Annotated in this window: 11 protein-coding genes; 7 read left to right on the top strand and 4 right to left on the bottom strand. The window is 61.6% G+C overall.

The features are described 5' to 3' along the window. From PTE30175_RS27665 to PTE30175_RS27650, 4 genes are all read right to left on the bottom strand, one after another. On the bottom strand, positions 1 to 1,755 hold a 1,755-nt coding region (locus PTE30175_RS27665), incomplete at its 3' end, for an nSTAND3 domain-containing NTPase (RefSeq protein ID WP_150700278.1). 442 nt (positions 1,756 to 2,197) lie between these two features. Continuing rightward, positions 2,198 to 3,031 (bottom strand): thymidylate synthase, encoded by an 834-nt coding sequence (locus PTE30175_RS27660; protein WP_150700277.1) that lies wholly within the window; start codon positions 3,029 to 3,031, stop codon positions 2,198 to 2,200. A 21-nt stretch (positions 3,032 to 3,052) separates the two neighbouring features. Next, positions 3,053 to 3,655: a thymidylate synthase gene (gene thyA / locus PTE30175_RS27655; protein ID WP_263596305.1), complete on the bottom strand. Its 603-nt coding sequence runs from the start codon at positions 3,653 to 3,655 to the stop codon at positions 3,053 to 3,055. Positions 3,656 to 3,710: 55 nt separating this feature from the next. Further along, positions 3,711 to 4,868: an ABC transporter ATP-binding protein gene (locus tag PTE30175_RS27650; RefSeq protein WP_150700276.1), complete on the bottom strand. Its 1,158-nt coding sequence runs from the start codon at positions 4,866 to 4,868 to the stop codon at positions 3,711 to 3,713. A 307-nt stretch (positions 4,869 to 5,175) separates the two neighbouring features. Here PTE30175_RS27650 and PTE30175_RS27645 point away from each other — a divergent pair, with 307 nt between their 5' ends. The 7 genes from PTE30175_RS27645 to PTE30175_RS27620 all read left to right on the top strand — a co-directional run bounded on the left by PTE30175_RS27645 (position 5,176) and on the right by PTE30175_RS27620 (position 15,207). Beyond that, the gene (locus PTE30175_RS27645; RefSeq protein ID WP_150700280.1) at positions 5,176 to 6,894 is read left to right on the top strand and encodes an ABC transporter permease; all 1,719 of its coding nucleotides are present in this window, start codon (positions 5,176 to 5,178) and stop codon (positions 6,892 to 6,894) included. A gap of 148 nt (positions 6,895 to 7,042) precedes the next feature. Further along, the gene (locus tag PTE30175_RS29025) at positions 7,043 to 7,174 is read left to right on the top strand and encodes a hypothetical protein (RefSeq protein ID WP_263596304.1); all 132 of its coding nucleotides are present in this window, start codon (positions 7,043 to 7,045) and stop codon (positions 7,172 to 7,174) included. Between the two features lie 273 nt (positions 7,175 to 7,447). Next, a complete protein-coding gene (locus PTE30175_RS27640; RefSeq protein ID WP_150700275.1) occupies positions 7,448 to 8,401 on the top strand; it encodes a LysR family transcriptional regulator in 954 nt (317 codons plus the stop codon). Between the two features lie 174 nt (positions 8,402 to 8,575). Next, positions 8,576 to 9,655, top strand: coding sequence for an ABC transporter substrate-binding protein (locus PTE30175_RS27635; RefSeq protein WP_150700274.1), 1,080 nt, complete (start codon positions 8,576 to 8,578; stop codon positions 9,653 to 9,655). Positions 9,656 to 9,704: 49 nt separating this feature from the next. After that, positions 9,705 to 11,714, top strand: coding sequence for an aconitase family protein (locus PTE30175_RS27630; RefSeq protein WP_150700273.1), 2,010 nt, complete (start codon positions 9,705 to 9,707; stop codon positions 11,712 to 11,714). A 66-nt stretch (positions 11,715 to 11,780) separates the two neighbouring features. Further along, positions 11,781 to 13,031, top strand: a complete 1,251-nt coding sequence (locus PTE30175_RS27625) for a CaiB/BaiF CoA transferase family protein (RefSeq protein ID WP_150700272.1) — start codon at positions 11,781 to 11,783, stop codon at positions 13,029 to 13,031. Between the two features lie 370 nt (positions 13,032 to 13,401). After that, entirely contained in the window at positions 13,402 to 15,207 is a 1,806-nt protein-coding gene (locus tag PTE30175_RS27620) for a collagenase (RefSeq protein ID WP_150700279.1), read from the top strand. Positions 15,208 to 15,528 lie beyond the last annotated feature (321 nt).

The following is a 15,528-nucleotide window of genomic DNA, read 5'->3' as shown; positions in this document are numbered from 1 at the left end:
GATGTTAGACCAGAGCTCCTCGATTTCATCGGCAGTGAGGATGTTCCTTAGGTAGTCCTTCTCCACTACGCTGGAGTCGGCTTCCTTGATGGCGGCATCGTGTAATGCCTTCACGAAAGTCAAGCGATTCTCTTCGGGAAGGAGGCCAAATTCGTACATGCGCGCCAGGAAGTGGGCGCCGACTTCATCGGCAATTCGCCGGTAGTACGAGAATTTTTCAGCTATAAGCGTAGGCCGCAACTCGATGAGTTTTCGTGAGAAATCAGCGCTGGCCCGAAGCGAGAGGAAGCTACGAAGACTGGAGCTGTCGCAGACGGCCAAACGTTTCGCTAATAATGGGTAGTACGTGGGCGGTACAACAACGAGGGCACCCTTTACGTGCATGCCGGAGCATACTACTTCGCTCATAAGCCACTCAGGCTTGGCCCCGGTCAAATACAGTTCCACAAGCTCTGGGTTTTGTGCCACGAGTCGACCGAACGCTTCAGCGATTGTCGGGTGCTTAAAACGCCAATATGCCCCGTTTGTATCATGTGCTCGAAGCACCAGAGTTTCGTCTAACTCATTTAGCGAATTCCGTATGGCCGAGCTGCTGACCCCGAATGCTTGGCTGGCTAGTGATAGTTCTGTGCCGTCTAGGATTGGGGATGGGGTTTTGCCGGAGCTCACGAACAGAAAAGCCAAAGCAGCCTTGTTTGGCGACTCCAACGACCTAACGGTTTCCAAGAGGAAGTCGGAGGGTTTTTCGAAAAAATCCAGTACTCCTCTGCTGGTGAGCGTTATTCCATTTGACAGCAACGAGCTTCCCAGGCGTCGAGCGGATTCAGGGAGGAAATGCTCGTTGGCCGCGACCTGGGGTAAGAAAGTCTTTACCTTTCGACGAAATCCAGTGCCTTGGTCACCAAACTTGAGATGGTTGTACAGAATCTGAGCCTTCTCATCGGCGGTGAGTTTCTCGACGTGAATTGTCACACTACTCTTGGTAAGTAGGGGGAGAGCGCCTAGTTTCAATCCATCTTTGGCTGCTGACCAGATATAGGTTCGTGACGTGATGAGGAACTTGCTGCCATTGTGTAGCGCGCCCGCAATTAGCGGCAGAACTTGGTTCCAAACATCCATGGATGACCGTTGAAACTGGGTGGCTCCCCAAGCGTCGTCAATCCAGAAGAACTGTTTTTCGTTCGGGTTGATGCGGTCTCTTAGTTCTGCCGGTGAGGTTGGCTTCAATGTCAAACATCCCCACAGGTCGGCAGCTCCTACGGCCAAGCTTGCGCCGATGGTCGATTTCCCTGAGGCAGGTGCTCCAAGTAAGAGTACAAAGCCGTGTCGGTTGATTGCTTCTACGCTGCGACGATGCGCTTCAGTTACGACTAGCTTCTTGAGGTCATTTCCCATCGAACTCAGAATCATGCTTGCCTGTTCGTACGCTCTCTCATCGAGAATGTTACTGAGGTCCCCCAACCCGTAAAGGCGTGGAACTAGCATACGGAGACGGGCAGATTGCTCGATTTGGTCGATTAGCCAGTCGGCGGAAAGAACTCGACATTGTGTTGCACCGGCCTTCTTGAAAGCCATGACGATGTTCGCTTCAGCTGCACCGGAAACGAAATGATTTGTGATGAGCACATAGTCTTCGGCAAGTCCCTGCTGCACGAGGCGACTCACCTTGCCTAACTCATCGGTCAACATCGGCAGGGTCAGCTTGCTATTTGAGTTGGAAGTGAACTTGCACTGAATGGTGGATGATTTGGTCACGCCACTATCCGTCCAAGTACCGACAAATGCGCCGTCACGCCCCCCATCATGAGAAGGGAGGAATTGTTGTACGGGGCGCTTGAGGCACTCCTGCGCCACGGCTAGGCACAGGTCCTGGAATGCTTTCCAACCTAGCGTATGAAGTTGGTAGTTCTTTGCCATTTTCTCAACCCCGCTTGTTATTTTCTGGCGACTTTGCGTGAGGACACTACCCACGCCATTCGAGGGATTCGTTCGGTGCTGGCCTCATGTAGGCTCCTCGAATTCAAGCTGAAAAGCTTGCCAAGTTTGGTGATGCGGCAATGCCTGACCTCCGGCCACAACGACCGCAATTCTGTGTTCCTTCAACCAAGATGTGCATGCGTTTTTGGGGCACAGAAATGAAAATGGCCCTAAGCATACATTCTTAGGGCCAATCGGAATCGCCTGCTAACGCGTGCACTCACACCGCGATGGGTGCCTTAATTCCCGGGTGGTACTGATAATTCTCAATCTCGAAGTCCTCGTACCGGTAGTCGAGAATGCTATCTGGCTTGCGCAGAATTTTCAGTTTTGGCAGCGGGAACGGCTCACGCTCAAGCTGGATATTCACTTGCTCCAAGTGATTTAGATACAGATGGCAGTCGCCGCCAGTCCAAATCAACTCTCCCACATCTAGGCCGCACTGCTGCGCCAGCATGTGGGTGAACAGAGCATAGCTCGCAATGTTGAAGGGGGTCCCCAAAAACACGTCCTGGCTCCGGCAGTAAAGCAAGCAACTGAGTTTGCCATCGTTCACTGCGACCTGTGCGAAGGCGTGGCACGGGGCCAAGGCCATGCGACCAGCGTGTACGTTATCTACCGGCGACATCGACTCGTCGGGGAATTCCGCAACGTTCATGGCTGTCAACATCAGGCGTCGCGAATTCGGGCGAGCGCGAATCTGCGTAACAAGGTTCGAAATCTGGTCGATGGTCTCACCATTCGACTTGGGCCAGAAGCGCCATTGGTGGCCATATACAGGCCCCAAGTTGCCGTTCTCGTCGGCCCATTCGTCCCAAATCGTCACCCCGTTGTCATTGAGGTACTTAACGTTGGTGTCGCCGGCGATGAACCACAGCAGTTCGTGAATCACGCTTTTCAGGTGGATTCGCTTGGTAGTGACCAGAGGGAAGCCCTCTTTCAAGTCAAACCGCATTTGCCGGCCGAACACGCTGACGGTGCCCGTCCCAGTTCGGTCCATTTTCCGCGAGCCGTTCTTCAGGATGTCGCGGATAAGGTCGTGATATTGCTGCATATCTAATTGCTCTCCAAATTCTCAGCGTGCGGCGGTTGCAAATTGCCCGAACTCATTGGCTGAGGAAGAGGGGCGCAGATGATGGACGAGGCCGTTGATAACGTTACGGACGCACGAAAACGCCGAGCGGGCCAGTTGACGGGGCTTTCCCGCTTGTCCGTAACGGTTGGAAGTCAGAGAAACATGGCAGGGCGGCAGCTTCATGCGCGGAATGTCCGCGACGTTCCACGCCGACACGATCAGGCGGCGCGAGTCCGGATTGTTGCGGATCTGGCTGACGAGTTGCGTGATCTGGTCGATGTGCCCGCCGTCGGGGGTCGGCCACGAACGCCATTGCGACCCGTACACCGGCCCGAGTTCGCCGTTTGCGTCGGCCCACTCGTTCCAGATCGTCACGCCGTTCTCTTGCAGGTAGCGCACGTTGGTGCTGCCCTGCAGGAACCACAACAGTTCGTGAATGATCGACTTCAGGTGCAGTTTCTTCGTCGTGACGAGCGGAAACCCTTCCTGCAGGTCGAAGCGCATCTGATAGCCGAAAACCGAGCGCGTTCCAGTGCCGGTGCGATCGGTCTTTTCGGTGCCATGTTCGAGCACATGGCGCATGAAGTCGAGGTACTGTTTCATAAGCCCATCCGTTTTCAGGGATTTTACCAGCCCGGGCCGGAATGGGCCCGTTTCGTCACTCGGTAGACGGGAATGCGACGGCGTGGCGGGCCACAAGCCGGATGCCGATCCGATCGCCGACGGCATATCCGGCGTGGTCTTCGTCTGACCCGACGCGTGCGAGCACTTCCCGCCCGGAGTCGAGCCGCAAGGTATACAAGGCGTCGGCGCCGCGAAACGCCCGCCGGACCAGCAGGGCAGCGTGCGGGCTCGCGCCATCCACGACGATGTCATCCGCGCGCAGCAACACGTCGACGCGTCCATGATGCCGCGCGTCATGCGGCGCGTGCCACGACACCGCACGCCCTGGCGGCAAGGGCAATTCGCCCAATTCGAGTGACACGGTGCCAGCACCGTTGTCCGCCGGCCGGTACGCGCCAGGCAGCACTGCGCCCAGGCCGATGAAGTCCGCGACCACTCGGCTCGCCGGCGCGTGGTACAGGGTGTAGGCATCCGCCCACTGGGCCAGCCGGCCCTCGTGCATGACGCCGATCGCGTCGGCCATGGCGAACGCCTCGTGCTGGTCGTGCGTGACGAGAATCGCGGTCGTGCCGCTTGCCTTGACGATGTCGCGGACTTCCACCGCCAGCCGTTCGCGCAGATCGAGGTCGAGATTGGAAAAGGGCTCGTCGAGCAACAGCAGGGCGGGCGAGGGCGCCAGCGCGCGCGCCAGCGCCACGCGCTGCTGCTGGCCGCCGGAGAGTTCGTGCGGATATTTACGCAAGACCTCGCTCAGGCCGACCAACTCGGCGAGTTCGGACACTTTGGCCTGACGCTCCCGGCGTGCCGTCGCGTGCAGACCGAAGCCGATGTTCTGCGCCACGTCGAGATGGGGAAAAAGCGCGTAATCCTGAAACACGACGCCCACGTGCCGGTGTTCCGGCGGCTCGCTCAGGGCGGCGCTGGCGACTTCCCGGCCGCCCAGCACGATACGGCCGGCGCTGACCGGCTCGAAGCCGCAGACGGCTTTGAGCACGGTCGTCTTGCCGCAGCCCGACGGGCCCAGCAGACAGCCGATCTCCCCGCGCGCCAGCGCGAGCGACAAGTCTTGCACGACCGTATGCGGCCGCCCGGCGTTGGCGTAGGTCACCCGGATGCGATCCAGCGACAGGAATGGCGCTGCGGCAACGGCACCGGCCGCAGGTGTGACGTTCTGGGAAAAGGCGTCGGGCATCGGCTAGGCGCTGGGAAGCGCAGTCAATTCAAAGTTCGTTTGAGGGCGGGAGGACGACAAGCGACAAAGCGTTTCGCCTCTCATCTGTCGTTGCCGTCACGTGACGCGGCACTTTCGCGCAAAACCACGGTCAGACCCGCCGTTGAGAATGCTTATAATTTACACTGACCTTTGACCCACCGTGCGCGGCAGGTTCCCGGGAACCGATTTTTCGTCGCCATGAGGTGCCATGCCGGACAGTCCGTGATTGACCCTCGCCGCCAACGTCGTTCATCCCAACCACCGAATCCCGCCACTGATGTCGTCGATGCCGCCCCCGTTGTCCACCGACACCCCCGCCGAAATGCAGGAACTTGCGTCCTCCGTTCGGCATGTCGAGGCGGCATCGTGGCGGCAGCGCGTGCGCGCGAGAGGGACCGCGTGGCTCTGGCAATGGGCGGCGGTCGTGCCCGCGCTGATCGTGCTCGTGCCGATGTTCGGCATCGTGGCCGCGCTGGGCGCGGGCGATGCCGGCACGCGTGCCGTGCTGGCCCACATGCTCGGCACGGTGCTGCCGGAATATCTCCTCAACTCGCTGCGCATCACGGCGGTCGTGGCGGCCGGCGTATCCGTGCTGGGCGTCGGCACGGCCTGGCTCGTCGCACACTGCGCCTTTCCGGGACGGCGCCTGTTCGAATGGGCGCTCATTCTGCCGCTCGCCGTGCCGGCTTATGTCACCGCGTATGCGTACACGGACTTTCTGCAATTCTCCGGGCCGGTGCAAAGCGCCTTGCGGGCGGCGTCCGGCGTGGACCGCCTGCCTTGGTTTCCGGAGATCCGCTCGTGGTATGGCGCGGCGCTCGTGTTTATCGGCGCGTTCTATCCCTACGTCTATCTGCTGGTGCGCACGGCGTTCATCGAGCGTGGCCGCCGGCTGTTCGACGCCGCGCGCACGCTCGGCTGCTCCCCGTGGCAGGCGTTTGCCCGCGTGGCGCTGCCGATGGCACGGCCGGCGTGGGTGGCCGGCGTCGCGCTGGTGCTGATGGAAACGCTCGCGGACTATGGCGCGGTGGCCTATTTCGGCGTGCCGACGTTCACCACCGGGATTTACCGCGCATGGCTGTCGATGGGGGATCGGGTCGCGGCGGCGCAACTCGCCGCCATGTTGATGTTGGCCGTCCTGCTGCTCCTGGTGTTCGAGGCGCGCAGCCGTTCGCGCCTGCGTTATTACGGCGCGGGTGCGCGGCGCGGCGGGCTGGAAACGCGCGTAACCTTGCGCGGCGCGCGGGCGGCAGCGGCTGTCGCCGCGTGTGTGGTGCCGCTGCTGCTGGGTTTCCTGATACCGACCGCCATCATGGCGCGGCTCGCTTTGCAGGAGCTGGATCAGGTGCCGTGGGAGCGCTACGGCGGCTGGGTCTGGAATACGGTTCGGCTGGCCGGTGCCGCCGCGCTGGTGGCGGCGTTTGCCGCGGTGCTGCTGGGCTATGCGCAACGCCAGGCGCCCGGCCGCCTGGGACGGATCGCGGCACGGTTGGTGTCGGTCGGCTACGCCATCCCCGGCGCCGTGATCGCGCTCGGCATTCTCGGGCCGGTGCTCGGGCTCGACACCTGGCTTGGCGACATCTTCGGCGCTCGGGGGCTGGTCTTCTCGGGCACGGCGGGCGTGGTGGTCTACGCCTATCTCGTGCGTTTCCTGCCGGCGGCGCTGCAAAGCGTCGAGGCCGGGCTTGCGAGAATTCCCCCGAGTCTCGACGCCAGCGCACGCAGCCTCGGCGTTGGCGGCTGGGCGATGCTGCGCCGGATCCATCTGCCCTTGTTGCGCGGCAGTGTGCTCACGGCGGCCTTGCTCGTATTCGTCGACGTCATGAAGGAGCTGCCCGCCACGCTCGCGCTTCGCCCGTTCAACATGGACACGTTGGCGGTCGTCGCGAGCCATCTGGCGGCGGACGAGCGGCTCGGCGAAGCCGCTATCCCCGCGTTGACGCTTGTGGCGGTCGGGCTCGTGCCCGTGCTGGTGCTTGCGCGCGCGATCGCCAGAGGGCGATAGACGCCCGCAGCCCCGATCTCGTGCGGATCGCCAGGGCGTGCCGGGCTGGCATTGCAGGATTCCGTAACACTCCGTATTTGTTGCGACGCGCCAATCGACTATATTGCAATTAGACCCGGTCGTTTGCATCGGGCAATTGCGAGTCAAGATGATGATTGCGATCGTCATTTGCAAATGTTGGCTGATCATGGCCATGACGTCAGCGCCACCGCCGGTGGTGCAGTTCGACTCGGCCGACGGGGGCTGGAGCGCCGTACTGATGGCGGGTGCGGTGCGCTAGACAGGGGGGGTTCGGGCAGGATGCGCCGCCCCGGGCCCGGAGGCCGTCAGCCGTAACAGGCGCGACGACAGCAGGCCGCCGCAAGCGGGTGCTCGACACCCGCAGTCGTGATTTTGTATCTTTTTCCGAACCGTCCGGTCGCCATTGGGCAGTGTGTTCGGAAGATTCTCTCCCCTATTTCGTTGTTTTCTGTGCGCATGCACGTCAGCGTCCGATGGATTTTTTTGCGCTGGCGTTGGAAAATCGTCAGATGACCCCCTCTGCGGAGGCCTGATGGCCATGTGGCGGATCGACCTGGTGTCCCTGCGCTTGTTTGTCGCGGTGTGCGAGGAGAGCAGTATCGCGCGCGCCGCCGAACGCGAGTTCATCGCGCCCTCGGCGGTCAGCAAACGTATCAACGACCTCGAAAGCCTGGTGGGCACCCCGCTGTTGCAACGCCACAAATGGGGCGTTCGCGCCACGCCGGCCGGCGATGCGCTGCTGCATCACGCCCGTAACGTGCTGCGCAGCCTGGAGAAAATGCAGGGCGAGCTGAGTGAATATACGAGCGGGGTGCGCGGACACATCCGTATCTTCGCGAACGTCTCCTCGATCGTCGAGTCGCTGCCCGACGAAATCGGCGCATTCCTGAAGCGTCATGACGGCGTCAAGATCGACCTGGAAGAACATACCAGCGCGCAGGTCGTGCGCGCCGTCGAGGAAGGGTTGACCGATATCGGCATCTGCTGGGACCGTGTCGATACCCGCGATGTCCAGGTGTTTCCGTACCGCCGCGACCGGATCGTGGTCGTGCTGCACCGCGATCACCCGCTGGCCGGGCGCGCGCAGTTGGCCTTTGCCGAAACCCTGGACTACGATCAGGTCGGCGTGCATCCCGACAGCGCGATGTACGCTGTGCTGCGTGCGCTCGCCGCGCAGGAAGGGAAGACCATCAAGTTCCGGATCCATGTGTCGACGTTCGAGGCCGTGTGCCGGATGGTGCGCGCCAATCTCGGGCTGGCCGTGGCGCCCCGCGAAGCAGTGGGCCTTTATTCCGCGACGCCAAGTGGCGACGTGCTCCGCGTGGTTCCCCTGACCGACGATTGGGCCGAACGACGGCTCATCGTATGCGTGCGCAACTACGATGCGTTGCCGGTCGCCTCGCGGTTGCTCGTCGATCACCTGCGCAGCGGCGCCGAAGCGGCGGGCCCCGCTGAATCTGCCAAGCGCGTCGGCAGCCCGCGTTGAGGGAACACCTCGACGACGGACTGGATGAAGGCCTGGAGGTTCGAGCCATCGTGGTTAGCGATGGCACGCATGCCGAAACATGACTTGCCGACGGACGCAGGTGGCGCGATCCTGTGAGCCCGATAGCGGACGCGCCGGGGGTCCGGCGATGCCAAACCGAAGGGGAGACACACCATGAAGGACGCCTTGACGCGACACGCACGCACGCGCCGCGCACTGACGATCTATGGCACCACGATTACGCTGCTGGCCGGGCTGGGTGCGGGGTTGGCTCCCGCGCCAGCCGCTGCCGCGCCGCGTGAGCCGCTGGAAAAGCCGAAACTCTCCATTGCGGTCGGCGGCAAGCCCGGCCTCTACTATCTCCCCCTGACCATTGCCGAGCAGCTCGGTTACTTCAAGGACGAAGGCCTCGACGTGACCATCGACGACTTCGCCGGCGGCTCGAAGGCCTTGCAGGCGGTCGTCGGCGGCAGCGCCGATGTCGGCACGGGCGCCTTCGAACATACCTTGCTGATGCAGGCCAAGGGCATGGTGTACCAATCGTTCGTCGTGCTGGGCGCGGCCCCACAACTGGTGCTGGCGGTGGTTCGCGCGAAGGAAGCGTCCGTCAAGTCGGTCAAGGACCTCAAGGGCATGCGCATCGGTGTGAGCGCGCCGGGGTCGAGCACCCATATGCTCGTCAACGTGGCGCTCGGCAAGGTCGGCCTCAAGCCGACGGATGTCTCGATCGTGGGCGTCGGCAGCAGCACCACGGTGGTGGCGGGTGTGCGCGGCGGACAGATCGACGCCATCTCGAACGTCGACCCCATGATAACGTTACTGCAGCAGTCGGGCGACATCCGCGTGCTGATCGATACGCGCACGCAGGCAGGCTCGCGTGCCGTTTTCGGCGGCCCGATGCCGGCTGCCGTGATGTATGCCTCCGAATCGTTCATCCAGAAGAATCCCCGGACGGTACAGGCGTTGGCCAATGCGATCGTGCGCGCCGACAAATGGTTGCAGAAGGCGACCGGCGCGGAGTTGCTGAAGGCGGTCCCGGAAAACTACCTGCTGGGCGACAAGACCTTGTATCTGAAAGCCTTCGACAACTGCCGCGACGCCTTCTCGAAAGACGGCCTGATGCCGGCCGACGGTCCGCCGACCGCGTTGCGCGCGCTCGCTTCGTTCAGTCCGGAGGTCAAGCCGGCACAAATCAAGCTGGACAAGACGTATACCAACGCCTTTGCCGAGAAGGCGAATCGATCGTATCCCTGATCGCGGCGCTGACGGGGGATCCCGTTGAATGACGCAAAGGAGTGAACCGATGCGAACCACCGTTCGGCTGACCGGGCGGGTGCTGTGGCTCAGCGAGTGCGCCGACGCCATCACGCGCCAGCTCGCCGGCGAAAACCTGGGGCGGGAGGACGCGAGCCCGCTGCGTGATCAATTGTCGACCGACGAGATCACGCCGGCGTGGGCCTGCATGCATTACGACGAAACCCTTGCCGAGTACGCCTATGTCGGCTTGCAATGCGACGCCCTGCTTGGCGGTGCCGGCACGTTTCCGGTGACGGCCGGCGCTGTGCGTCGCGGCGGGTTTGAAGTCAGCGTGGCCGGCGCGCGGCGAGGCAAGGGGTCGTCGCGTGAAGCGAGCCCGTTCGCGGAATTGTCGGCGGGAATTCGTCTCGTGATCGCGGAAAGTTTCGATCGGATTTACCAGCAGAATTGCCAGAATCTGGGGCTCCTGACCGCGACCGATGCCGGCTTGGTCGAGCGCCTGCAGGCGGGCGAGGACATTCCGATCGAAACCTTCCTCGAGGACTGCGATGCGCTCGGCGAGGAGATTGTGCGCAGCGGCGGGTTATTTGGCTACACGCGGCGGCGTTTGTCTGGCGAGTTGTCGGCGCCGTTGCCCCGGCATGCGCCCGGACCGATGACCTACGGCGAAAAGGTGCTCGCGCGCGCGCTTGGCGTGCCACGCGTGCGTTCGGGCGACAGCGTGTTCTTGCGCGCCGACTGGCGCTTTTCGCACGAGTATGTGACGCCGATGGCCGTCAGCTTCCTGCACCATGCGATAGGGCCGGACCCGGCGCTGTACCGCACGGACACGATCCTTTGCTTCGAGGATCACCTGACGCAGCTAGACGCCGTGATGGACGACAAACGCCGTGCGCTCGGCTTGCTCGACGCCGCGCAGCGATTGGGCCAGGTGCAACGCGACTTCTGCGCACGGCATGGCATTCGTCTGCATGGCCGTGCGGCATCGGGCGGCTCGGAGGGCATTTGCCACGCGATCATGCTGGAGCGCTACGCGTTGCCGGGGCAGATTGTTGTCGGCACGGATTCGCATACCCCGCATTGCGGCGCCATCGGCGCCTTCGCGTTCGGTGTCGGCACGACCGAAATGGCCAATGCGTGGGTCACGGGCGACGCCCGGCTGGCGGTGCCGTCAAGTTGCCTGATTCAATTGCACGGACGCTTGCCCGAGGGGGTCAGCGCCAAGGATTTGGCGCTGCATCTGCTGCATTTGCCCTATATCCGCGACGGACGCGCCATCGGCCAGATCGTCGAATTCGCGGGGCCGGCCGTCGCGGCGATGTCGATTGACGAGCGGGCCACTCTCACGAACATGGTGGCCGAGATCGGCGGACTGACCGGCATTGTCGTGCCCGACGCCGAGACGGTGCGCTACCTGCGCGAACGCCGCGGGGCCGATGTCGTGCTCGAGGATTGGATGAAGAGCGATCCCGACGCTTCCTACGCCCATGTGATCGAGATCGATTGCGGCAAGATGTCCGCCATGCTGGCCAGCCCCGGAGATCCGGGCAACGGCCTGCCCGTCGGGGCGCTGCGTGCCCCGGTGCGCATCGACATCGCCTATGGAGGATCGTGCACGGGCGGCAAGCGCGACGATCTTCGCGCCTATCACGACGTGCTCGCCTGGGGACTCGCGCATGGACTGCACGTGGCAAACGGCGTGCGCTTCTTTCTCCAGTTCGGTAGCCAGGACGTGCGCGAATATTGCGCGCGGGCGGGCTTGCTCGACGTGTTCGAGGCAGCCGGCGTCACGCTCGTCGCGCCAAGTTGCGGCGCGTGCGTCAACGCCGGGCCGGGGGCGTCGCGGTGTGCCGAGGAGGTTGTCATCAGTGCGCAGAACCGCAATTTCCCCGGGCGCTCGGGACCGGGCCAAATGTGGCTCGGCAGTCCTGCGACGGTCGCGGCCAGCGCGCTGGCCGGGCGCATCGTAAGTTTCAAGCAGTTGCAGCAGGAATTCGCGCAATGCGCGCGGGCGGTGGGTTCGACGCCTCCCGCGGCGGCTGCCCCGCATCGGTGACCCGGCCGCCGGCAGGGCACAATTTATCGATTGACGGGCATTGCGGATGTTCATCAGGGGGTAGGCATGCAAGCAGATTCCCAAGCGGCACCGATGCCGCTGCGGGGTATTCGCGTGGTCGAGTTTTCCCATATGGTCATGGGGCCGACCTGTGGCATGGTGCTCGGCGACCTCGGCGCCGACGTGATCAAGATCGAACCGTTGGCGGGCGATGCGACCCGGCATCTGCTTGGCACCGGCGCCGGCTTTTTTCGTGCCTTCAACCGCAATAAGCGCAGTCTTGCGGTGGATGTGTCGCGGCCCGAGGGGCGGGAGGTCGTGTTGCGCCTGTTGGGCACCGCAGACGTGCTGACGGAAAATTTCAAGCCGGGGCGCATGAAGCAGGCGGGGCTCGACTACGCGACATTGGCGAAGCTGAATCCGCGCCTGGTGTACGTTTCGTTGAAGGGATTCCTGCCCGGACCGTATCAATCGCGCACGGCGCTCGACGAGGTCGTGCAGATGATGGCCGGCCTGGCTTACATGACGGGGCCTGTGGGGCAGCCGTTGCGTGCGGGTGCGTCCGTCAACGACATCATGGGCGGCGTGTTCGGCGCGCTGGCCGCGCTGGCGGCGCTGTTCGAGCGCCACCAGACGGACAAAGGCCAGGAAGTGCAGGGCGCGCTGTTCGAGAACTGCGTGCTGCTCGCCGCCCAGCATATGCAGCAGTTCGCGGTGACGGGGGAGGCGCCGTCGCCGATGCCGTCGCGTATTTCCGCATGGGGTATCTACGACGTCTTTACCGCACGCGACGGTGAGCAGATATTTCTCGCCGTGGTCAGCGACAGCCAGTGGCGTATTTTCTGCGATGTGTTCGGCAAGACCGACTGGCAAGTCGATCCGCGCCTGGCCACCAACAACGATCGGGTGCGCGCCCGCGACTGGTTGATCCCGGCGCTGCGCACGCTGGTGGCCGGTTACGACGCGGCGTATCTGGCGGCGGCGTTCGACCGGCATGGCTTGCCGTACGCGCCGATCGTCGCGCCAGAGTCACTGTTCGACGATCCGCATCTGCGCGACAGCGGCGGCCTGGGCGAATTGGCAACGGAGGACGGCACGGTTACGCAAGTGCCGCTGCTGCCGATCGCCATGGGCGGGCACCGCCTGCCGCCCCGCATGCCGTTGCCGAAGATCGGCGAGCAGACTGAAGCGATCTTGCGTGAAATCGGCTACGGCGATGACCAGATCGTCCGCCTCGCTGCGGATGGCGTGATCGGCGCCGAAATGACCGATCACATGGCATCAGCCATGCCGATTTCGGGGGCTTCCGATACCTGATCGGCGCCGCGCGTGCGTGAGCTCAAGGAAAAGGCGCATATTTGACGGCGATAACATCGACGCCGATGGAGTGCCGGGATCCGGCGTAGCCGGTACGCGTAGGGAGGTCGCGGCCATTCGCAGTGCCTTGGTGCACGGCGTTTCCCACATCGCCCGTGACCTTTCCCAAACGGTGCGCATGTAGCATATCTCACTGACGGAATTTCGCATTCCGTCTGCATTCCTTGGTGAGATTGGAGTATCCGTTGTGAGAATTTTGGAAAGACGTCTTTTGGCGCCGTTTGTATTATTCGTAGTACTTATTATTATTGGAATTTGGCCAACTCAAGCGTTGGCCAGTGAGTATCCAGCTCCGGAAACGCAGGCGCGAATGCCTCGCCCGCCTCAAAGCTTGCCGCTGTCGGCGGCCCAAATAGCCTTCAATCTGCCGCTGAGCGAGCAGGACCGCGCCGCGTTTTTTCCGCTGGATCGCTCGCATCGTTCACATCGCCGAAGCAAGAGAGGTGCAGGTAACAGGAATTGCCGCGATTTGTCTCAGATGACGGAATATGAACACTTGGATCTCGCCAATTTTGTTGCAAATCTCCCGGAATATGAATGTCACTACGGATTGTTCAGTCTCGACGGAGCACTCGCCAATGATGTGTTCAGCGCGGAAAATCTTCATGGCGTGGCCCTCCGCTTAATCGATGAGATATATGAGTACGATGCCAGCAATTTGAAGCTGGTCAACCTGCTTATCTACTTGCGCGCTGCGTATTATGTGTTTGCCACGAAAAATCTGGCGAATCCGTTGCCCGAGTTGAAAATCTGGCTGCGTCCCTATATCAAGCAAGGCTTGGCGGGCGATGCTTTGTTCAAAGAAAACGCGCTTGCGCCAAGCACGGCAGCTGAGCTAATGAAGCTCATCACCAATATGGAGGACGAGGCTTACTACCTGGGTACGCTCAAACAACTTGTTGAGCGCTATACGGCGAGCCGAAATAATCCGGAGGGCCCGCGCGCGCTATTGCATCGGAGCGCGGCGGATGGGTTCACCGGGCTGCTAACAGTGTTCTACTATGCCCACAGCCGTGATAGCGCTCGACAAATATTGCAGAACGACAAGTCCTGGCCTGAGACCCTCAACCGGTTTGTGATGAAAAACCGCGAAAGCTTGTCGGGCACGAGCGCTGCTTACCAATTGGCCGACGCTGCCCGGGAAAGCTACCGGTTTCTGCAATATCCGAAGCAGCGGGGCAGAGTCAAGCGGATGGTCCAGCGCACGCTGGCGACAACGGGAATGCGCGGCCCTGACAGCGATTTGTGGCTGTCAGCGGCGGAATCCGTGCAGCATGGCGACCCGGCGCATTGCGACGACTACGGCGTATGCGACTATAAAGAAAAGGTGGCTGCCGCCATACTTCCAAGCCGACATGACTGCAATGCAAAAATCAGGATCGTCGCTCAGAATATGACGATTGCGCAAATGGAGAAAATTTGCACGAGGGCTATCGAAGTCAAGGACCTTTTTCATTGGATGCTGGATACAGGGCACAAACCCGTGTCAGCAGATTACAACGATTCGATCGAGTTGGTATTGTTCGATGGATATGAAAGCTACAGGAAGTACGCGCCTGTCATCCATGACATCAGAACCGACAATGGCGGCATTTACCTCGAGGGAGATCCCGCAGCGCGCGGCAATCAGGCGCGTATCGTTGCCCACGAAGCGTCGTGGTTGAGGCCTCGATTCAAGGTCTGGAATCTGGAGCACGAGTTTATTCATTACCTGGACGGTAGATATAACATGGCCGGCGATTTCGGTGCGAGCACGGCCAAACCTACGGTATGGTGGATCGAAGGCGTCGCGGAATATTTGGCAAAGGCGAACGACAATAAGGATGCGATCGGCAAGGTGCAGTCGAACATGACGTACCGGCTCTCGGAAATATTTCAGACCCGTTACTCGTCCAATGACTGGAAAACGCGTGCGTATCATTGGGGCTACATGGCAACACGCTTCCTGTTCGAGCGCCACCGCCGCGAACTGGAATCGATCTTGTCCAGATTCCGGGCGGGAGATTACGACGGCTATGAAAGCTACATCACCTATATCGGCGACCGATATGAGCGGGAGTTTAGCGAGTGGGTCCGCAATACAGACATGACTGGCAAGCTGGCGCATTCGGAATAGAGATGAGGTCCGGCGCAGACGTTTTGGCCGAAATTTTCATTCCGTAAATATTGCTTTGTGAAATTGGGGTAAGGATTGTGAGAAATTGGTTGAGTATGGCATCAATTGTATTGTTAGTAATACTAATTATATCGGGATGGGCAACCAGCCAGGCGCTGGCCAATCCCCATCCAACGCGGGAGGCGCAGGCGCCAATACCTCGCCAACCGCAAAGCTTTCCGCTGTCAACAACGCAGCAAGCCTTCAGTCTGCCGCTCAGCAAGCAGGACCGCGCCACTTTTACCGGGCATCGCTCTAGTCCGTCGCATCGCCGCCACGGGA

The organism is Pandoraea terrae (assembly GCF_902459695.1).
GTDB lineage: Bacteria > Pseudomonadota > Gammaproteobacteria > Burkholderiales > Burkholderiaceae > Pandoraea > Pandoraea terrae.
The sequence above is the reverse complement of the archived record's forward strand: the minus strand, read 5'-3'. Positions and strand labels throughout refer to the sequence as shown.